Here is an 18,347-nt window from a genome sequence, read left to right on the forward strand (position 1 = left end):
AGAGCGGCGGCAGGCGGCAGGCTCGGAGCGGGCATACTTCAGACGGGCAGGGCTTCGATGAGGCTCGCGCCGGAGCCCAGGTCGACGACCTCGGAGAGGGCCAGGCCCGCCCGGCGGAGCAGCGCGGCGTACTCCTCACGGGTACGCTCCGCGCCCCCGTTGAAGATCGCCAGCATCCGCAGGTCGATGTCCTTGCCCAGGTGCGGCGCCGCGTCGTCGGGCAGCACCACCTCCAGCACGAGCACCCGCCCGTCCGGGCTCATGGCGCGCCGGATGTTGCCGAGAATGGTGACGGCGTCGTCGTCGTCCCAGTTGTGCAGGACGCTGGCCAGCAGGTAGACGTCGCCGCCGGCCGGGACCGCGGTGAAGAAGTCGCCGGTGACGACCTCCGTCCGGCCGGCCAGCCCCTCCTCGGCGAAGGTCCGCTCCGCGTGCGCGGTGACGTGCCCGAGGTCGAGCAGGACGCCGCGCATCTGCGGGTTGGCGTGCAGGACCGAGGCCAGGATGTGCCCCTTGCCGCCGGCCACGTCCACCATCGTCGCCTCAGGCGGGAAGGCGTACGCCTTGGCCAGGCCCTCGATGAAGGGCAGGGCCCGGCGCCTCATGTAGTCGTCGAACATGCTGCCGAGCGCCGGATCGGAGCCCAGGCGGTCGTAGAGGTGGCCGTACCGTTTCACGAAGGCCGAGCTGCCCTCGCGGACCGTGGCGGGGAGCAGGCCCATGGCGTACCAGAAGCTCTCCTCGCCGAGCATCCTGATCGACGAGCGGACCGAGTCGGGCACGTCGGAGCGGAGCGCGGTGCCTCGGGGGGCGAGGTCGTAGGCGTCCGGCCCGGCCGGGCGGAGCAGGTCCATGGCGGCCAGCTCGCGCAGGACCCGGCGCAGCGCGGGCGCGTCGGCCTCGCAGCGCCGGGCCAGCTCGGCGGTGCCGAGCGGGCCGTCCGCCAGGTGGTCGGCCACGCCCAGCTCCGCCATGGTGACCAGGGCCGCCAGCCGGGAGATGTCGCCTACGGCTCCCCAGAGAAGCTCGTCGGAATGCGGCATACGTCCTTCCAGATGTCAGGTCGCGTTGCGGGTGGCCTGCCGGTGCCAGACGAGCAGACGCCGCTCGACCAGCACGAACAGGGAGTTCACGAGATAGCCGAGCACGCCGAGCAGCACGATCGCGGCCCACACCCCGGCGCCGTCGAAGCTGCGCTGGGCCTGCAGCAGCTGGTAGCCGATGCCGTCGGTGCTGCCGAACAGCTCCGAGATGACCATGAGGATCAGCGCCAGCGACAGGCTCAGCCGCAGCCCCGCGAAGATCTTCGGCGAGGCCGCGGGCAGCACCACCAGCCGCAGGTACTGCTGCTTGGACAGGTTGAAGACCGTGGCCGTCTCGGTGTAGGTGCGGTCCACCGCACGTACGCCGTCGATCGAGTTGAGCAGCACCGGCCAGATCACGCCGAACACGATCGCCGCCAGCATCATCGGCAGGCTCGCCTGGAACAGCACGATGAAGACCGGCAGCAGCAGCGGCGGCGGGATCGCCCGGCCGAACTCGATCAGCGGGTCCACGTAGTCGGTCGCCGTGCGCGAGCGGCCGAGCAGCACGCCCGCGACGATGCCCAGCAGCGCGGCGATGACCCAGCCGCTGAACATCCGGGCGAGGCTCGGCAGCAGGTTCTCCAGCGCGTCGTCCGTCAGGAAGAGACGGGAGGCCGGGCCGGAGAACCACAGCTCGTACATCCGCACGACGATCGTCGTGGGCGGCGGGAAGTCGGTGTCCTCCACCGCGCGGGCGATGAGCTCCCACGCGACGAGCACGACTGGGATGACCCAGAGCCGGGCGAGTGCCTTCACGACTGCGCTCCCGTCCGCATGCGGTGCCAGTGGAACAGGCGGCGCTCGCCGGCCATCAGCACCAGGTTGGCGGCCACGCCGAACAGCCCGGCCCAGACGGTCGCGGCCATCATGAGGTCCATGCGGTTGCCGCTGCCGGCCTGGATCACGTACACGCCGATGCCGGCGACGCCGCCCGCGACCAGCTCGGCGCTCACGGCGAGGACCAGCGCGATGCCGGCCGCGATGCGCACGCCGGTGGCCATGAACGGGGCCGCGCTCGGCACGCTCACACGCGAGAGCACCGCGAGCGGGCCGAAGCCGAAGCTGCGCAGGGACTCCTTGGCCACCGGGTCCACGTCGTGCATGCCGTAGAGGGTGTTGATGAGGATCGGCCACAGGGAGGCGTACACGATCACCGAGACCTTCATCATCTCGTCCACCGGGATGAGCAGGATGGCGAGCGGGATGATGGCGACCGAGGGGATCGGGCGCAGGAACTCCAGTACGGGCCGGATGGCGCGCTCCACCGGCGGCAACGAGCCCAGCAGCACACCGAGCGGCACCGCGACGCAGATCGCGATCAGCAGGCCGAGCGCCCAGTTGGCGAGGGTCGCCCCGACTCCGGCGAGGAAGTCGGGGTCCGCCAGGAGGCGCCCGGTTTCGAGCAGGATGGTCGACGGGGGAGGGAAGTCCATGTCATCGCCGATGCCGTAGCGGATGACCAGCTCCCCGACGACGAAGAACCCCGCGGCGCCGGCGGCGCCGCGGAGCAGGCGAGCACCGGTCATCCGCTTGAGGCGGGCGCCGCGATCACGGACTTCACGTCGAGCGGGCTCTTGAGGTAGCCGTACTCGAGCATGAGGTCGGCCACCTTCTGGAGGCGGTTCGCGTTGAGCTCACTCGGATAGGTGCCGAGCGTGATCACGGACGCCGTCTTGGCGTCGATCTTGGTGTACTTCGGCAGCATGGCCTCGATCTCCTTGCGGTCGCTGGAGGCGAGCTGCTGGGCCTTGGCGATGGCGCGCTGGAAGGCGGCGAGCGTCTTCGGGTACTTCTGCACCCACTCCTCGCTGGCCATCCAGCCGGCGATCGGCAGGTCCTCGGTCTGGCCGGTGATGGTGTCGGCCAGCTTGCGGAAGCCGTTGGCGCTCTGGTTGGCGGTGATGAACGGCTCGGTGATCCAGCCCGCGTCCGCCTGGCCCGCCTTGATCGCGTTGCCCATCTCGGGGAACGGCTTCTCCGCGAACTTCACGTCGTCCTTGGAGAGACCCGCGACCTTGAGCTGCGTCTCGACCGCGAGAGTGGCGACATTGTTCAGGTTGTTGACGAAAATCGTCTTGCCCTTGAGGTCGGCCACCGTCTTGATGGGCGAGTCGCCCGGCACCATGATGACGAAGCAGTTCGCGCCGGCCTGGTACATGTCGGCGACGAGCTTGATCTTCTTGCCTCCGGCAACGGCCGCGAAGGTCGAGACATAGTTCGTCTGCGAGATGTCGAGCTGGCCGCTCTCGATCATCGGGACGGCCACGGCGCCACCGGTGATCGGCGTGGGCTCGACGGTCAGGCCCTCTTCCTTGAAGAAGCCCTTGGCCTGCGCGATGTAAACCGATACAGGGTCAGGGATCGGAAGAGCACCGACCTTAATGGTGGTTTTCTCCAAGCCCTTGCTGTTGGCTGAGGTGGCGCCGCCGTCGTCGGATCCGCCGCAGCCGGCAAGCGTCAGAGCGACTGTGACGCCGAGTGCGACGGCGTAACAGCGCAGTTTGCGTGTCATGGGGGGGTTCTCCTACCAGGGGGGAAGCTTCTGGAGATCGGCACAGGATACCGGGCGTGAAGCGTAGCGGAAGGGAACGCCGAAGGTCGGCGCAATGCCGCGTATATGCTGTTTATCTGTCAAATAAGACTGTAAACGGCTATAGATGTAAATATGGGGATAAAGACCGTTTATGGGTCGAATGTCCGGATTGATGCGCCGGTTGCGCTCCGTGGTCGAGAGCTTGCCATGTGAACAATGTGTGATCTGGAACGGTTGAAAACTGGCGATACGTTGGCCTAAGTATGAGGTTTGTGCTCAAATTGGGCCTCGAACTTGCCTGCGATCACTCGTCCGAGAGACGAAGCCGCTGAGACCCCCACAAAGCAGGCCATGGCGAGAGGTTGCCACCAGTGAGGACATCAACGACCGAAACCGGTCGTGGTAGGGCCCCGGACGTGCCCGAAAAGCCAGTGGGCGGCGAGGTGCCAGAGGTTCAGCTGCCCAAGTCGGGCAGCCCGCTCGCGCTGCGCAACTGGCGGGTACGAACCCGCCTTATCGCCCTCATCGCCGTCCCCACGCTCGTGGCCGTCGTGCTGGGCGCGCTCCGCGTCACCAGCTCGATCGGCAGCGCCCAGCAGTACCAGGTCGTCGGCGAGGTCAACACGCTCGTCACGCAGGTGGGCGAGCTCGTCCGCGACCTCGGACTCGAGCGCGACCTGGCCAGCCGCTTCGTCGCCTCCGGCCGCTCCGGCGGCGAGAAGGACCGGCTGGCCGGCCAGCAGCGCATCGTCGACGTCAGCGTGGGCCGTGTGCTGTCCAGCGCGAAGACCACCGAGGACTCCCTGTCGGAGATCGGCCGCCGGTCCCTCGACCGCATCACGACCCGGCTCTCCCAGCTCCGCTCGCTGCGTGACACGGCGATCAATTCGCACCTCCCGCCCCTGCCGACGATGGAGAAGTACTCCGAGACCATCGCCGAGCTGCTGCAGCTCTACGACGAGCTGGCCCAGGGCGCCGCGGACGAGCAGCTGATCTCCACCAGCGCCGCCCTGCGCGCCATCGCGCGCGCCGAGGAGGAGGCGTCCAAGCAGCGCGCCCTGCTGGCGATCGCGCTGGAGCGCGGGTCGTTCGAGGAGACCGAGTTCAACGCCTTCCTCGACGCCGGGTCGAAGCGCAACAGCGAGCGGGCGGCCTTCCGCTCCGCCGCCACCCTCCAGCAGCGGCAGATGTTCGACGACACCGTCGCGAACACCAAGATCGGCCGCGCCGAGTTCTACATCGACCGCGCCGTCCTGCTGCACAACAACGCCGTCGGCGTCGCCAGCAGCAACAACGTCACCGGCACCCGCTACCTGCGCCGGCTCGACACCAGCAGCAACGACGACGCCGGCCGCTGGTTCGACTCCATCTCCGACACCGTCGACCGCCTCCACCAGGTGCAGAAGAACCTGGGCGTGCAGGTCGCCACCCGCTCCACCGACGTCGCGAGCGCCGACAGGCAGACCGCCGCGATCAACATCGCGATCGTGGTCGGCCTGCTGATCCTGGTCCTCGTGATCACCGCCATCATGGCGGGCTCGCTGGTCCGGCCGCTGCGCCGGCTGCGCGGCGACGCGCTCAAGATCGCCGGTCAGACCCTGCCCGACCTGGTCCGCCAGCTCCGCGAGACGGACGTCAGCCCCGACAAGCTCCGCGTGCCGCCCATCGAGATCAACTCCAAGGACGAGATCGGTGAAGTGGCGCGGGCCTTCGACGAGGTCCACCGCGAGGCGGTCCGCCTGGCGGGCGAGGAGTCCAAGCTGCGGGCCAACGTCAACGCGATGTTCGTGAACCTGTCCCGCCGCAGTCAGACGCTGGTGGAGCGGCAGATCACCCTGATCGATGGTCTGGAGCAGGGCGAACAGGACGAGCAGCGGCTCGGGAACCTGTTCAAGCTGGACCATCTGGCGACCCGTATGCGGCGCAACAGCGAGAACCTGCTGGTGCTCGCCGGCCAGGAGCCGCCGCGCCGCTGGAGCCAGCCGGTCAAGCTGGTCGACGTCGCCCGCGCCTCTCTCTCCGAGGTCGAGAACTACGAACGGGTCGTGCTGGAGGTGCCCGAGGGCGTCTCCATCGCGGGCCAGGCCGTCAACGACGTCATCCACCTGCTCGCCGAGCTGATCGAGAACGCGCTGTCGTTCTCGCCGCGCGAGACCCGCGTCCCCGTCTCCGGCAGCCGGATCGACGGCGGCGGCATCATGCTCTCGATCAGCGACTCCGGCATCGGCATGACGGGCGAGGAGCTGGCCCAGGCCAACGACCGGCTCACCAACGCCCCCACCGTGGACGTGTCGGTCTCCCGCCGCATGGGCCTGTTCGTGGTCGCCCGCCTGGCCCACCGCCACGGCATCCGCGTGCAGCTGCGCCCGCACGGCTCCGGCGGCCTGACCGCCATGGTCCTCATCCCCGAGTCGCTGCTCGGCGCGCAGGCCCCCTCGTACGCCGGCTCCGCCACGCCCGCCACCGCGGGTGCCGGGCAGCCGTCCCGCGAGGAGGCGTTCCCGTCGCCGCAGCCCGCGGGCGCCGGCTGGCCGGCCTCGTCCTACCAGCTCGGCCCCGGGCATCCTTCGTACCCGTCGTACCCGTCGACGGAGTCCACCGCGGCCGGCTCCCCGTGGGCCTCGGCGCCGCAGTGGCCCTCGGACACCGGCACGGGCAACGGCGCGGGCAACGGCATGGGCGGTGGCGTCGGAGCCGGTGCGGGAAGCGGTTCGGGAGCCGGCACCGGCAACTGGATGGCGAACAACTCCGCGCCCTCCTCGGACGTGTGGGTCTCCTCGCGCGGCCCGGCGACCGGCGAGACCACGGCGCTGCCCCGCCGGGGCGCCGCCCCGCCGCCGGAGGAGCCCTCGCCCTGGACCCGCGCTCCCGCCGAGGAGCCGAGCCCGTGGACCCGCCCCGCCGGGCGGCCGTCCGGCGGTGCCGCGCCGTCCTTCGACTTCCCCGAGACCGAGTCCGCCGCCACGGGTCCCATCCCCGTGGTCAAGCCGGCCACGTCCGGGGACGAGTACCTGCCGATCTTCGCCTCCGTCGAGTCCGCCTGGTTCGACAACGGCGGCGAGGCCAACGCGGCCACCTGGGGCTCCAGCAAGGCCGACGAGGGCTGGAGCGCGGCCAAGGCCGTGGTCGAGCCCGTACGCGACGGGGCGACGGCCGCCGGCCTGCCCAAGCGGGTGCCCAAGGCCAACCTGGTCCCCGGCTCGGCCGACACCGTCTCGGCCCCGAAGGGCGTCGCGCCCATGCCCGCCGTCTCGCCGGACCGGGTGCGCAGCCGCCTGTCCAGCTTCCAGCAGGGCTTCCGGGCCGCACGCGATGACATCAGCGAGGGCAGGACGTACGGGTCCGGCCCCAGGAGTGACAGCAGGGAGGAGGGCGCGTGAACGACCTGAGCCACGCGGCACGCGGGGTGGATTGGTTGATCACCGACTTCGTCAGCACGGTCCCGGGTGTCGCGCACGCGGTGGTCGTCTCCTCGGACGGGTTGCCGCTGGCCGCCTCGTCAGGTTTCCCGGCGGATCGCGCCGACCAGCTGGCGGCGATCGCGTCGGGTCTGGTGAGCCTGACGCAGGGTGCGGCCAGGGTGTTCGAGGGCGGTGCGGTCAACCAGACGATCGTTGAGATGCAGCGCGGGCTGATGCTGATCATGTCGATCAGTGACGGCTCGTGCCTGGCGGTGCTGGCCGCCCCGGACTGCGACATGGGTCTGGTGGCGTACCAGATGACGCTGATGGTCGACCGCGCCGGGCAGGTGCTGACCCCGGCTGTGCGCGCGGAGCTGCGTGCCAGCCAGACCAGGTGATGGAATGACGGATCCCAGATGGAACAGCGGCGGGTGGAACAGCGGCGGCTGGGAGCCCCCGCCGCCGCCTCAGCCCACTGCCGCCGACCCGGCCTCACCGGTACGCCCGTACGCCGTCACCGGCGGGCGGACCGCACCGAAGGTCAAGCTGGCGATGGAGGCCCTGGTGTCCTCGGCGACCGCCGAGCACCGGGAGTTCTCCCACATCACGCCGGAGTACAAGGCGATCAGCCAGCTCTGCCTGCAGGTGAGGTCGGTGGCGGAGGTCTCCGCGCTGCTGCGGATGCCGCTCGGCGTGGCGCGTGTTCTGATCGCTGACATGGCGGCCGAGGGCCTCGTGCGGGTGCACCAGCCGCAGCTCGAGGCGGGTAGGCCGGACGTCAACCTGCTGGAAAGGGTGCTCAGTGGACTTCGCAGGCTCTAGCCCCGGCCTGACCTCGACGAAGATCGTCGTGGCCGGGGGCTTCGGGGTGGGCAAGACGACGTTCGTCGGCGCGGTGTCGGAGATCATGCCGTTGACGACCGAGGCCGTCATGACCGACGCCTCGGCGGGGATCGACGACCTGGGCATGACCCCGCTGAAGTCGACCACGACCGTGGCCATGGACTTCGGCCGTGTCTCGCTGGACCGTGACCTGATCCTCTATCTGTTCGGCACGCCCGGACAGCACCGGTTCTGGTTCATGTGGGACGACCTCGTACGCGGCGCCATCGGCGCGGTCGTGCTGGTGGACACCCGCCGCCTGGCCGACAGCTTCCCCGCCATCGACTACTTCGAAGAGGCGCAGCTGCCGTTCATCGTGGGCATCAACGGCTGGGACGGCCAATACCTCCACAACGACGGCGAGGTCCGCGACGCCCTCACCCTGGCCCCGCACATCCCCATGGTGCGGCTCGACGCGCGCTCGAAGGACTCCGTCAAGGGCGCTCTGATCAACCTCGTCGAGCACGCTCTCACCGTTCGCATGGCCGTGCCAGGCTGGAGCGGCTAGGGAAGCGGATAGGCTGGAGTCTTAGACGTTCATTCGCTTCGAGGACTGGCCAACCACGTGTTCGAGACGCTTTCCGACCGCCTCACATCGGTTTTCTCCTCCCTTCGATCCAAGGGCCGGCTGTCCGATGCCGACATCGACGCCACCACCCGGGAGATCCGCATCGCCCTGCTGGAGGCCGATGTCGCGCTCCCGGTGGTCAAGGCGTTCGTAGCCCAGGTCAAGGAGCGCGCCCGCGGGGCCGAGGTGTCCCAGGCGCTCAACCCGGCGCAGCAGGTCGTCAAGATCGTCAATGACGAGCTGATCGAGATCCTCGGCGGCGAGACCCGCCGGCTCCGCCTCGCCAAGACGCCGCCCACCGTCATCATGCTGGCGGGTCTCCAGGGCGCGGGCAAGACGACCCTGGCGGGCAAGCTGGCCAGGTGGCTGCGCGATCAGGGCCACGTGCCCATGCTGGTCGCCGCCGACCTGCAGCGGCCCAACGCCGTCCAGCAGCTCCAGGTCGTCGGCGAGCGCGCCGGCGTCGCCGTCTACGCGCCCGAGCCGGGCAACGGCGTCGGCGACCCGGTCGGCGTGGCCCGCCACTCGATCGACGAGGCCAAGCGGCTGCAGCACGACATCGTCATCATCGACACGGCCGGCCGCCTCGGCATCGACCAGGAGATGATGAAGCAGGCCGCCGACATCCGCGACGCGGTGCGGCCCGACGAGGTCCTGTTCGTCGTCGACGCCATGATCGGCCAGGACGCCGTCACCACGGCGCAGGCGTTCATGGAGGGCGTCGGCTTCGACGGCGTCGTGCTCACCAAGCTCGACGGCGACGCCCGCGGCGGCGCGGCCCTGTCGGTGCGGCACATCACCGGCCGGCCGATCATGTTCGCCTCCACCGGCGAGAAACTGGAAGACTTCGACGCCTTCCACCCCGACCGGATGGCCTCCCGCATCCTCGACATGGGTGACATCCTCACCCTGATCGAGCAGGCCCAGAAGACGTTCGACGAGGAGCAGGCCGCCAAGATGGCGGGCAAGCTCACCTCGGGCGAGAACTTCACGCTGGAGGACTTCCTCGAGCAGATGATGATGGTCCAGAAGATGGGCCCCATCAAGAACCTGCTCGGCATGATGCCCGGCATGGGCCAGATGCGCGACCAGCTCAACTCCATCGACGACCGCGACCTCGACCGCATCGCCGCGATCATCCGCTCGATGACCCCGGCCGAGCGTCAGGACCCGAAGATCCTCAACGGTTCCCGCCGCGCCCGCATCGCGGCCGGCTCCGGCGTCACGGTCAGCGCGGTCAGCAACCTCGTCACCCGCTTCTTCGAGGCCCAGAAGATGATGAAGCGGGTCGCGGGCGGCATGGGCCTGCCCGGCATGCCGGGCGGCCGGGGCAAGGCGGCCAAGGCACAGAAGAAGAACAAGAAGGGCCGGCGCGTCAGCGGCGACCCGCGCAAGGCGGCGCTGGAGAAGTCGTCGTCGGGCGCGGGTGCTGGCGACGGCCAGGCGCAGCCCAAGCAGGGCGGCATGCTGGGCAACCTGCACGGCAAGCTGCCCCCGGGCATCGAGCTGCCGCCCGGCTTCGACCCGTCCAAGCTGAAGCTGCCCGGCCAGAACTGACACCGGGTCGCCTCGTTGCCGAGGCTTTGCGGGTGTGACTCCGCGGGGTGTCGTGGACAGTGACGGCGATCTGGCACAATTGCATGTTGGAACATCGTGTTCAGGTGGGCGCCCTCTCACCGACCCGCTGATCACGCCTGTCCCTGGAGCGTCGTCCTGTCGTGCCCCACTCGGCGCGGCGCCGCTCACCCACGCTCTAATGCAGGAGAGACCACACCCGTGGCAGTCAAGATCAAGCTCAAGCGGCTCGGCATGATCCGCAACGCTCAATACCGCATCGTCGTCGCCGACAGCCGCACCAAGCGTGACGGCCGGGCGATCGAGGAGATCGGCCTGTACCACCCGAAGGACGACCCTTCGCGCATCGAGATCAACGCCGAGCGTGCGGCCTACTGGCTGGGGGTCGGCGCCCAGCCGACCGAGCCGGTGCTCAAGCTGCTCAAGCTCACCGGTGACTGGCAGAAGTTCAAGGGCGAGCCCGCCCCGGCGCCGCTCAAGGTCGCCGAGCCCAAGCCCGACCGGCACGCCATCTACGAGGCCGCGGCCAAGGAGGCCCTGTCCGGTGGCGACACCGGCACGGCCGCCACCACGCCGCGCAAGTCCAAGAAGAAGGACGAGTCCGAGGCCCCCGCCGAGACCCCGACCGAGGGCGAGGGCTGACGTGCTCGAGGAGGCCCTCGAGCACCTCGTGAAGGGCATCGTCGAACATCCCGACGATGTCCGGGTCCGCGCACGCCGCATCCGCAGCGGGCGCGTCCTGGAGGTCCGGGTGCACCCCGAGGACCTGGGCAAGGTCATCGGACGCGGCGGGCGCACCGCCAAGGCGCTGCGCACGGTCGTCAACGCCCTGGCCGACGGGAAGTACGTGCGGGTCGATCTGCTCGACCTGCACGAGGCAGTCCGTTAGCGTCAGGTTTTCCGCGCCCTCACCGGTTCGCCGCCGGTGGGGGCGCTCCGCGTTAGAAAGGGCACGTTCGTGCAGTTGGTCGTCGGCCGGATAGGCCGTCCGCACGGGGTACGCGGCGAGGTCACCGTAGAGGTGCGCACCGACGAGCCCGAGCGGCGCTTCGCCGTCGGGGCGTCGATCGCCACCGACCCGGCCGGCTCCGGGCCCCTCGTCGTCGCCGGGCGCCGCTGGCACAAGGGCATCCTGCTGGTGATGTTCGAGGGCGTCACGGACCGCGACGTCGCCGAGGACCTCCGGGGCACCATGCTCGTCATCGACTCGGCCGAGGTCGAGCCCACCGGCGACCCCGACGAGTTCCACGACCACCAGCTCATCGGCCTGGCCGTCGAGACGGTCGCCGGCGAGCCCGTGGGTGAGGTGGAGGACGTCCTGCACCACGGCCAGGACCTCCTCGTGGTCCGCCGCGAGGGGCAGGACGAGGCGCTCATCCCGTTCGTCAAGGCCCTGGTGCCCGAGGTCGACCTGGCCGGCGGCCGGCTGGTGGTCGATCCGCCGGAGGGGCTGCTCTGATGCGGCTCGACATCATCTCGATCTTCCCCGAGTACTTCGCGCCGCTCGACGTCTCGCTGATCGGCAAGGCGCGTGAGCGCGGCACTCTCGACGTACGGGTCCACCAGCTGCGCGACTGGACCCACGACGTGCACAAGACCGTGGACGACACGCCCTACGGCGGCGGCCCCGGCATGGTCATGAAGCCCGAGGTGTGGGGCGAGGCGATCGACGCGGTGATCGGTGACGGCGCGCCGCGGCTGGTCGTACCGACGCCGAGCGGGCGGCCGTTCACCCAGGAGCTGGCGCAGGAGCTGGCCGGGGAGCCATGGCTGCTGTTCGCCTGCGGCCGTTACGAGGGCATCGACTCCCGCGTCATGGCCGAGTACGGCGATCGGCTGCGCGTCGACGAGGTCAGCATCGGCGACTACGTGCTGGCCGGCGGCGAGGTCGCGGTGCTGGTCATGGTGGAGGCCGTCGGCCGGCTGCTGCCCGGCGTGCTGGGCAACGCCCAGTCGGCCGTCGACGACTCCTTCGCCCCTGGCTCCATGCGCAACCTCGTCGAGGGCCCCGTCTACACCAAGCCGCCGGTCTGGCGCGGCCACGAGGTGCCGGCCGTGCTGCTGTCCGGGCATCACGGCAAGGTCGCCAGGTGGCGGCGGGACGAGGCGCTGCGGCGTACCGTGCGCAACCGGCCCGACCTCGCGGCGGAGCTCGACCCGGAGACGCTCGACAAGCACGACAGGAAGCTGCTTGAGGAGCTGTCGTTTCGCGCCGAACGGGAAGATGTGGCAAACTGAATCGCTGCCCAACTCAGGTTGGTCGCTAGCGCGTGCCCGGAGTCCGATCCGGGTCCACCGAAGACAGCAGGCGTGTCCGCTTCGCTGCCGCGCTCGTCAGAGCCCGGCCGAGTGGACCTCCGCGTGCCCCCGAACTTTGAGGAATGACTCTCATGCACACGAAGATCCAGGAGCTCGACAAGGCCGGCCTGCGCGACGACGTGCCGAACTTCCGCCCCGGTGACACGCTCGAGGTCCACGTACGCGTCGTCGAGGGCAACCGGTCCCGCATCCAGGTCTTCAAGGGCTTCGTGCTGCGCCGGCAGGGCAGCGGCGCCCGCGAGACCTTCACCGTCCGCAAGGTCAGCTACGGCGTCGGCGTCGAGCGCACCTTCCCGGTGCACAGCCCGGTGATCGAGAAGATCGTGCTCGTCACCCGTGGCGACGTGCGCCGCGCCAAGCTCTACTACATGCGCGACCTGCGCGGCAAGGCCGCCCGCATCCGCGAGAAGCGCGAGACCACGGCCGCCAAGTAAGCGCCCTTCGTCTCTTCCGTGGCCCGTGCCCTTGTGGCACGGGCTTTCGGTTTTTACGGCGGCGTTTCTTTTATGTGGAGCGACCCGTGCGTGGGTGTAACGTCGGTCGAGGCTTGTCGAGCCCGCACATCATCTAGGCTCGTCAGCGATGACTAGCGAGAGCCAGGAGCCCGGCGCGTCGCGCCGCCCTGTCGAGGACGAGGTGGACGTGGTCGCGGAAGAGACGCAGCAATCGGCCAAGGGCGGAAAGAAGGACAAGAAGGGGTCGTTCTGGAAAGAACTTCCCGTTCTGGTAGTAGTGGCCCTGGTGCTCGCCCTGATCATCAAGACGTTCGTGGTGCAGGCGTTCTACATTCCGTCGGAGTCGATGGAGAACACCCTGCTCAAGAACGACCGGGTGCTGGTCAACAAGCTCGTCTACCACACGCGTGACATCGAGCGGGGCGACGTCGTGGTCTTCTCCGGCGTCGACTCCTGGGACGGCGAGTTCCAGATGGAGGAGCCGTCCAACCCGGTCGAGGGGTTCTTCCGGTGGGTCGGCACGGCCTTCGGCATCGTGCCCGGCGAGAAGGACTACATCAAGCGCGTCATCGGCGTCGGCGGCGACCACGTCAAGTGCTGCGACTCCAAGGGCCGCATCACGATCAACGGCACGCCCATCGACGAGGAGAGCTACCTCTACCCGGGCAACGTGCCGTCCGACCGGTTCTTCGACGTCACCGTGCCCCCAGGGCGGCTGTGGGTCATGGGCGACCACCGGTCGGTGTCGCTCGACTCACGCTCCCACACGGGCGACCCCGGCGGCGGCTCCATCCCCGAGAGCCAGGTCATCGGACGGGCCTTCGTCATCGTCTGGCCCTTCGACCGGGCCCGCGTGCTGGAGATCCCCGACACCTTCGCGCAGTCCTCGCTCCAGGCGCTGGGCGGGGCGGTCCCGTTGGTCGCCGGGTTCGGGCTGGCCGTACCCTTGGTCGTGGTCCGTCGGCGCCGGCGCATGAGGACGCGTTGATGGCCGTCACCAAGAAGGCGGAGGGTGTGGGAAAAGAGAAGAAGAAGGGCGGCTTCCGCGAGACGCTGCTGCTGCTGATCCTCGGCGTGGGGATCGCGCTGCTGCTGCAGGCGTTCGTGGTCGGCTCGTTCTACATCCCCTCGCAGTCCATGGAGAACACGCTGCTCATCAACGACCGCGTGTTCGTCAACAAGCTCTCCGGCAAGCCGGAGCGCGGCGACATCGTGGTGTTCAAGGGCTGGAACGGCGAGGACACCATCAAGCGCGTCATCGGCGTCGGCGGCGACCACGTCAAGTGCTGCGACTCCAAGAAGCGCATCACGGTCAACGACACGGCGCTGGACGAGACGTCCTACCTCTATCCCGGCGATTTCGCTTCCGGCGATAAATTCGACGTCACGGTGCCGGCCGGAAAGCTGTGGCTGATGGGCGACCACCGCAGCGCCTCGGCCGACTCGCGGGCCCACATGGAGGAGCCCGGGAAGGGCTTCATCTCGGAGAACGACGTCATCGGCAAGGCCGTGGTGCGCTACTGGCCGCTGTCGCGGGGCTACTTGTTCGCCCGTCCCGACACTTTCGACAAAATCAAGTAGACGGACTTTCGGTCGCGGGTTGCGGCGAATGGGGCGTACGCTGCCTGTGTCATGACAGTTGCGTTCCGCCCTCGACCGAGCGTCGTCCGGCGCGATTCCGGACTCTACGCCTACGAACGGGCACTGGCCCGCCGCGGCCTCACCCCGATCGCCGGCGTCGACGAGGCCGGCCGTGGCGCCTGCGCCGGCCCGCTCGTGGTGGCGGCCGTCGTCCTGCGCAGGCAGATCGACGGCCTCGGCGACTCCAAGCTCCTGACCCCGGCCGTGCGCGAACACCTCTACGAGCGCATCCTGCGCGTCTCCCACGTAGGCGTAGTGATCATCCCGCCGGGGGAGATCGATGCCAAAGGTCTTCACAAGTGCAACGTCTCGGGAATGCGGCGAGCGGTCGCGCAGTTGCCCTGTGACCCGGAGTACATCCTGACGGACGGTTTCCGGGTGCCGGGGCTGCCGGCGCCGTCACTGGCCGTGTGGAAGGGGGACCAGGTGGCCGCGTGCGTGGCGGCCGCGTCCATCGTGGCCAAGGTGACGAGGGACCGGCTGATGGTGACGCTCGACGAGCGCTACCCGCAGTACGGTTTCGCCGAGCACAAGGGGTACGTGACGCCGCGACATCGGCTGGCGCTGTCGGCGTACGGCCCGTGCCCGGACCACCGTTACTCCTTCGTCACGGTGGCCAGGGAGATGGGTGAGAATGAAATGGGGGCCGGGGTTGCCTGAGCAGGCAAACCGGGGGACCGGTACGACAGGAGGACCGCGATGAGCGCAGAGGATCTCGAAAAGTACGAAACCGAGATGGAGCTGCAGCTTTACCGCGAATACCGCGATGTCGTCGGATTGTTCACATATGTTGTGGAGACCGAGCGGCGGTTCTATCTGACCAACTCGGTCGACCTCGACGTCCGCACCGCCGAGAACGGCGACGTGTTCTTCGACGTGAAGATGCAGGACGCCTGGGTGTGGGACATGTATCGGCCGGCGCGGTTCGTGAAGAACGTGCGGGTGGTCACGTTCAAGGATGTGAACGTGGAAGAACTGGCCAAGGCCGATCTCGAGATGCCGAAGGAAGGGTTCTCCGGGTAGCCGGGGCCGATCGGCTGGCCGACTGGTGCGGGGGTGGTGTCCGCCTCGCGCTGTAAGCGTGCATGTGGTTGTCGGCCTCGTCGCGCCCTTGGTCGGCGCTGTTCTGAAGCGGGGGGACGGGACGCCGCCGCACAGTCGGGTCCCGATGCCGACCCTCACCTTCGATCCCGCCCGCGACGTCGCCCTCAATCCCGCCTGCGACGTCGCCCTCGATTCCGCACGCGGCTTCGACCCTGAGTCTGCCCGCGGCTTCGCCCTCGGTCCCGCACGCGACGTCACCTCCGCCTGACGCCACCTATCGCCTTACGTCGCGATGGTACGCGCGTGGGGCTGTCGGCCTCGTCGAAAGCCGATCCGGCACCGGCATCCTTGGTCGGCGGCTCCAATCGGCCTTTGCTTCCGCCTTTGAGCCCTGAACCGGGGTGGTGTCCGCCTCGCGACACCATCGCGGAATCCGTACACCCTTGGGCCCCAGCCCGCGTGTCTCGCGTCGCCTGACTCTCGCGCGCGCCCTCGTTCTCCAGCCCCAGCGTCTCCTGTCGGCGCGCCCTCGAATGCCGCCCGAGCTGTCAGCGCGGCGCGAGCATCCAGGAAGCAGTTCCGTCGCCAGCCCTGTGCATCGCACTTCCAGCGTCGCTTCTGCGCCAGGTCAGCATGCTTGCCGCCCTTTGCTCCCGTCACTACGGCCGTGGAGGCGTGCTCCTGACCGCGCTATGGACCCATCACTCTCGGCCGGTACGGCACGACCCCCCATCCTTCGACCACCCGTCGGCGCAGCAGTCTCCTCGAAGGCCCACTGGCCGCCCCGTCATCCACAGCCAGCAGGACGCTGCACTCTCTATCCCCAGAACCCTGCTCGGCCGCACGACCCCCACCCCGCCTCCGCCAAAGTCGAGCCCGACGCATCCAAGCAACACCCTCGGACGGAGGCACCGCATGGCCAAGAAGGACGAACTCGGCAAACAGGGCGAGCAACTGGCTGCGATCTACCTCGAAGCCAAAGGCATGAGAATCATCGACCGAAATTGGCGCTGCCGCCACGGCGAAATAGACATCCTCGCCGAAGACGGCCCCACGCTCGTCGTCGTCGAGGTCAAGACCCGCTCCAGCCGATCCCACGGCACGGCCCTGGAGTCGGTGGACCGCAGAAAGCTCTCCAAACTCCGCACGCTCGCCGCCAAGTGGCTGTCCGCCCAGGCCCGCGCCTTCGACTCCGTACGAGTGGACGTCATCGCCATAGAACGCTTCGCCGGCGACTTCGCCCTGCGCCACATCCGGGGAGTGATCTGATGGCCGTGGCGCGCACCCGCAGCGTGGCCCTGGTCGGCGTGATGGGCCGTACGGTGGAGATCGAGGCCGACGTGGGCAACGGCCTGGCCGGCATCCACCTGATCGGCCTGCCCGACACGGCGCTGAGCGAGGCCCGTGACCGAGTGAGATCCGCGGTCGTCAACAGCAGATACCCGTGGCCCGACGCCCGCATCATCGTCAGCCTGTTCCCGGCCACTCTCCCCAAACGAGGCTCGCAATTCGATCTCGCCATAGCGATGGCCATCCTGGGAGCCGCGGGCGTGGTTCCGGCCGAGCGCATCGCGGACCCGTTCTTCCTGGGTGAGCTGGGCCTCGACGGCCGCATCAGACCGGTACGCGGCGTCCTGCCCGCCGTCCTCGGCGCCGCGAACCACGGAGACGCCACGATCGTGGTCCCCTCAGCCAACTCCGCGGAGGCGTCCCTGGTCCCTGACGTCAAGGTGATCCCGATGGCGAGCCTGCGCCAACTGGTCGAGTGGCTGCGCCAGGGCCGCGAGGAGGCGCCCGAGCCCGGGCCGGAAGAGTTCACCGAGCCCAGGACTCCGGCCACGAGCCCCGCCCTGGACCTGGCGGACGTCGTCGGCCAGCCGGTAGCCCGCCGCGCTCTCGAAGTGTGCGCCGCGGGCGGCCACAACCTGTGGATGCTCGGTCCGCCGGGCACCGGCAAGACCATGCTGGCCGAACGCCTCCCCACCCTCCTGCCCGACCTGGAGCTCGACCACGCACTGGAGGTGACCGCCATTCACTCGGTCGCGGGCATCCTGCCGCCCAGCGCGCCCATGCTGAGCCGCCCGCCGTTCGTGGCTCCGCACCACACGGCCACCTCTGCAGCGATCATCGGGGGCGGCAGCGCGTTCGTACGTCCCGGAGCGGTCTCCCTGGCCCACAGAGGCGTCCTCTTCATGGACGAGGCTCCCGAATATCCGCGCCATGTCCTCGACGCGCTACGCCAGCCCTTGGAATCCGGCCGCGTCACGGTGTCACGATCGGCCGGCTCGGTCACGTTCCCGGCCCGATTCATGCTCGTCCTGGCGGCGAACCCGTGTCCCTGCTCCCAGAGCGACGACCAAGGCGAGACCTGCAAGTGCTCCCCGACCGCGAGACGCCGCTATCTCGGCAGGCTCTCGGGCCCGCTCCTTGACCGCGTCGACATGAAGGTCACCGTCGCCCGCGCGTCAAGGCGCGAGCTGCTGGCCGACCGCCAGTTCACCGAATCGAGCGCGACGGTGGCCGAACGCGTGCTCGCGGCTCGCGACCGCGCCGCCAAGCGCCTCAGCGGCACCCCTTGGCGTACCAACGCCGAGGTCCCCTCGTCCGTCCTGCACAGCGACTACCGTCCGCCACCCAAGGCGATGAAGCCCATGACCGCCTGCCTGGATTCAGGCACCCTGACCGCCCGTGGCCTCGACCGGGCTGTCCGCGTCTCCTGGACCTTGGCCGACCTGGCCGACAAGGACAGCCCTGGGGAAGACGAAACAACCACCGCCCTCCACTTCTGGCTCGGAGCGACCTCCTGATGCACAACACCTCCTGCACCCCGCCCCGCCCCCTCCA

General features: G+C 69.2%; 21 protein-coding genes. 17 read left to right on the plus strand and 4 right to left on the minus strand.

Annotation, left to right across the window (positions count from 1 at the left end; translation table 11 throughout):
- Positions 1–38: 38 nt before the first annotated feature.
- From BMW85_RS43870 to BMW85_RS43885, 4 genes are read right to left on the minus strand one after another with little or no spacing between them, the layout of a single operon-like run.
- The gene (locus BMW85_RS43870) at positions 39–1,043 is read right to left on the minus strand and encodes a methyltransferase (RefSeq protein WP_091093470.1); all 1,005 of its coding nucleotides are present in this window, start codon (positions 1,041–1,043) and stop codon (positions 39–41) included.
- Positions 1,044–1,058: 15 nt separating this feature from the next.
- Positions 1,059–1,841 (minus strand): ABC transporter permease, encoded by a 783-nt coding sequence (locus BMW85_RS43875; protein WP_091093472.1) that lies wholly within the window; start codon positions 1,839–1,841, stop codon positions 1,059–1,061.
- Positions 1,838–2,611 (minus strand): ABC transporter permease, encoded by a 774-nt coding sequence (locus tag BMW85_RS43880; protein WP_091093473.1) that lies wholly within the window; start codon positions 2,609–2,611, stop codon positions 1,838–1,840. Before BMW85_RS43880 ends, BMW85_RS43875 begins: the two co-directional genes overlap by 4 nt.
- A complete protein-coding gene (locus tag BMW85_RS43885) occupies positions 2,608–3,597 on the minus strand; it encodes an ABC transporter substrate-binding protein (protein WP_245775433.1) in 990 nt (329 codons plus the stop codon). The genes BMW85_RS43880 and BMW85_RS43885 overlap by 4 nt, the downstream gene beginning before the upstream one ends.
- A gap of 437 nt (positions 3,598–4,034) precedes the next feature.
- On the opposite strand from BMW85_RS43885, the gene BMW85_RS43890 reads away from it, so the two are divergent.
- From BMW85_RS43890 to BMW85_RS43965, 17 genes are all read left to right on the plus strand, one after another.
- Positions 4,035–6,998, plus strand: a complete 2,964-nt coding sequence (locus BMW85_RS43890; protein ID WP_177241188.1) for a sensor histidine kinase — start codon at positions 4,035–4,037, stop codon at positions 6,996–6,998.
- Complete coding sequence (locus BMW85_RS43895) at positions 6,995–7,417, plus strand: roadblock/LC7 domain-containing protein (protein ID WP_020546542.1); 423 nt, start codon at positions 6,995–6,997, stop codon at positions 7,415–7,417. Before BMW85_RS43890 ends, BMW85_RS43895 begins: the two co-directional genes overlap by 4 nt.
- Before the next feature lie 4 nt (positions 7,418–7,421).
- Positions 7,422–7,841 (plus strand): DUF742 domain-containing protein, encoded by a 420-nt coding sequence (locus BMW85_RS43900; RefSeq protein ID WP_091093476.1) that lies wholly within the window; start codon positions 7,422–7,424, stop codon positions 7,839–7,841.
- Positions 7,842–7,848: 7 nt separating this feature from the next.
- On the plus strand, positions 7,849–8,409 hold the full coding sequence (locus BMW85_RS43905; protein ID WP_091093588.1) for a GTP-binding protein: 561 nt from the start codon (positions 7,849–7,851) through the stop codon (positions 8,407–8,409).
- 57 nt (positions 8,410–8,466) lie between these two features.
- A complete protein-coding gene (gene ffh / locus BMW85_RS43910) occupies positions 8,467–10,026 on the plus strand; it encodes a signal recognition particle protein (protein ID WP_091093478.1) in 1,560 nt (519 codons plus the stop codon).
- A gap of 219 nt (positions 10,027–10,245) precedes the next feature.
- A complete protein-coding gene (rpsP, locus tag BMW85_RS43915; RefSeq protein WP_091093480.1) occupies positions 10,246–10,686 on the plus strand; it encodes a 30S ribosomal protein S16 in 441 nt (146 codons plus the stop codon).
- Between the two features lies 1 nt (position 10,687).
- Positions 10,688–10,933, plus strand: a complete 246-nt coding sequence (locus tag BMW85_RS43920; RefSeq protein WP_043634919.1) for an RNA-binding protein — start codon at positions 10,688–10,690, stop codon at positions 10,931–10,933.
- A 69-nt stretch (positions 10,934–11,002) separates the two neighbouring features.
- Positions 11,003–11,503, plus strand: coding sequence for a ribosome maturation factor RimM (gene rimM / locus BMW85_RS43925; protein WP_091093482.1), 501 nt, complete (start codon positions 11,003–11,005; stop codon positions 11,501–11,503).
- Complete coding sequence (gene trmD, locus BMW85_RS43930) at positions 11,503–12,282, plus strand: tRNA (guanosine(37)-N1)-methyltransferase TrmD (protein WP_091093483.1); 780 nt, start codon at positions 11,503–11,505, stop codon at positions 12,280–12,282. The genes rimM and trmD overlap by 1 nt, the downstream gene beginning before the upstream one ends.
- 152 nt (positions 12,283–12,434) lie before the next feature.
- A complete protein-coding gene (gene rplS / locus BMW85_RS43935; RefSeq protein WP_091093485.1) occupies positions 12,435–12,797 on the plus strand; it encodes a 50S ribosomal protein L19 in 363 nt (120 codons plus the stop codon).
- Between the two features lie 148 nt (positions 12,798–12,945).
- Positions 12,946–13,806 carry a signal peptidase I gene (gene lepB, locus BMW85_RS43940; protein WP_177241189.1) on the plus strand — a complete coding sequence of 287 codons (861 nt, stop codon included), beginning with the start codon at positions 12,946–12,948 and terminating at the stop codon, positions 13,804–13,806.
- The gene (gene lepB / locus BMW85_RS43945) at positions 13,806–14,399 is read left to right on the plus strand and encodes a signal peptidase I (protein WP_091093487.1); all 594 of its coding nucleotides are present in this window, start codon (positions 13,806–13,808) and stop codon (positions 14,397–14,399) included. The genes lepB (BMW85_RS43940) and lepB (BMW85_RS43945) overlap by 1 nt, the downstream gene beginning before the upstream one ends.
- A 51-nt stretch (positions 14,400–14,450) precedes the next feature.
- On the plus strand, positions 14,451–15,119 hold the full coding sequence (locus BMW85_RS43950) for a ribonuclease HII (protein WP_091093488.1): 669 nt from the start codon (positions 14,451–14,453) through the stop codon (positions 15,117–15,119).
- Between the two features lie 39 nt (positions 15,120–15,158).
- Complete coding sequence (locus BMW85_RS43955; RefSeq protein ID WP_026215037.1) at positions 15,159–15,482, plus strand: DUF2469 domain-containing protein; 324 nt, start codon at positions 15,159–15,161, stop codon at positions 15,480–15,482.
- Between the two features lie 145 nt (positions 15,483–15,627).
- Complete coding sequence (locus BMW85_RS50085; protein WP_177241190.1) at positions 15,628–15,771, plus strand: hypothetical protein; 144 nt, start codon at positions 15,628–15,630, stop codon at positions 15,769–15,771.
- Positions 15,772–16,418: 647 nt separating this feature from the next.
- The gene (locus tag BMW85_RS43960) at positions 16,419–16,772 is read left to right on the plus strand and encodes a YraN family protein (protein WP_091093490.1); all 354 of its coding nucleotides are present in this window, start codon (positions 16,419–16,421) and stop codon (positions 16,770–16,772) included.
- Positions 16,772–18,310 (plus strand): YifB family Mg chelatase-like AAA ATPase, encoded by a 1,539-nt coding sequence (locus BMW85_RS43965; RefSeq protein WP_091093492.1) that lies wholly within the window; start codon positions 16,772–16,774, stop codon positions 18,308–18,310. Before BMW85_RS43960 ends, BMW85_RS43965 begins: the two co-directional genes overlap by 1 nt.
- Positions 18,311–18,347 lie beyond the last annotated feature (37 nt).

The organism is Nonomuraea wenchangensis, assembly GCF_900111685.1.
In the GTDB taxonomy this organism is placed as follows: domain Bacteria; phylum Actinomycetota; class Actinomycetes; order Streptosporangiales; family Streptosporangiaceae; genus Nonomuraea; species Nonomuraea wenchangensis.

What these genes read in the sequence shown, in the direction of transcription:
- BMW85_RS43965 (WP_091093492.1), top strand. Translation starts at nt 16,772, where the DNA reads ATGGCCGTGGCGCGCACCCGCAGCGTGGCCCTGGTCGGCGTGATGGGC.
- rplS (WP_091093485.1), top strand. Translation starts at nt 12,435, where the DNA reads ATGCACACGAAGATCCAGGAGCTCGACAAGGCCGGCCTGCGCGACGAC.
- BMW85_RS43900 (WP_091093476.1), top strand. Translation starts at nt 7,422, where the DNA reads ATGACGGATCCCAGATGGAACAGCGGCGGGTGGAACAGCGGCGGCTGG.
- trmD (WP_091093483.1), top strand. Translation starts at nt 11,503, where the DNA reads ATGCGGCTCGACATCATCTCGATCTTCCCCGAGTACTTCGCGCCGCTC.
- lepB (WP_177241189.1), top strand. Translation starts at nt 12,946, where the DNA reads ATGACTAGCGAGAGCCAGGAGCCCGGCGCGTCGCGCCGCCCTGTCGAG.
- BMW85_RS43870 (WP_091093470.1), bottom strand. Translation starts at nt 1,043, where the DNA reads ATGCCGCATTCCGACGAGCTTCTCTGGGGAGCCGTAGGCGACATCTCC.
- BMW85_RS43950 (WP_091093488.1), top strand. Translation starts at nt 14,451, where the DNA reads ATGACAGTTGCGTTCCGCCCTCGACCGAGCGTCGTCCGGCGCGATTCC.
- BMW85_RS50085 (WP_177241190.1), top strand. Translation starts at nt 15,628, where the DNA reads ATGCCGACCCTCACCTTCGATCCCGCCCGCGACGTCGCCCTCAATCCC.
- lepB (WP_091093487.1), top strand. Translation starts at nt 13,806, where the DNA reads ATGGCCGTCACCAAGAAGGCGGAGGGTGTGGGAAAAGAGAAGAAGAAG.
- BMW85_RS43885 (WP_245775433.1), bottom strand. Translation starts at nt 3,597, where the DNA reads ATGACACGCAAACTGCGCTGTTACGCCGTCGCACTCGGCGTCACAGTC.
- BMW85_RS43880 (WP_091093473.1), bottom strand. Translation starts at nt 2,611, where the DNA reads ATGACCGGTGCTCGCCTGCTCCGCGGCGCCGCCGGCGCCGCGGGGTTC.
- BMW85_RS43960 (WP_091093490.1), top strand. Translation starts at nt 16,419, where the DNA reads ATGGCCAAGAAGGACGAACTCGGCAAACAGGGCGAGCAACTGGCTGCG.
- BMW85_RS43955 (WP_026215037.1), top strand. Translation starts at nt 15,159, where the DNA reads ATGAGCGCAGAGGATCTCGAAAAGTACGAAACCGAGATGGAGCTGCAG.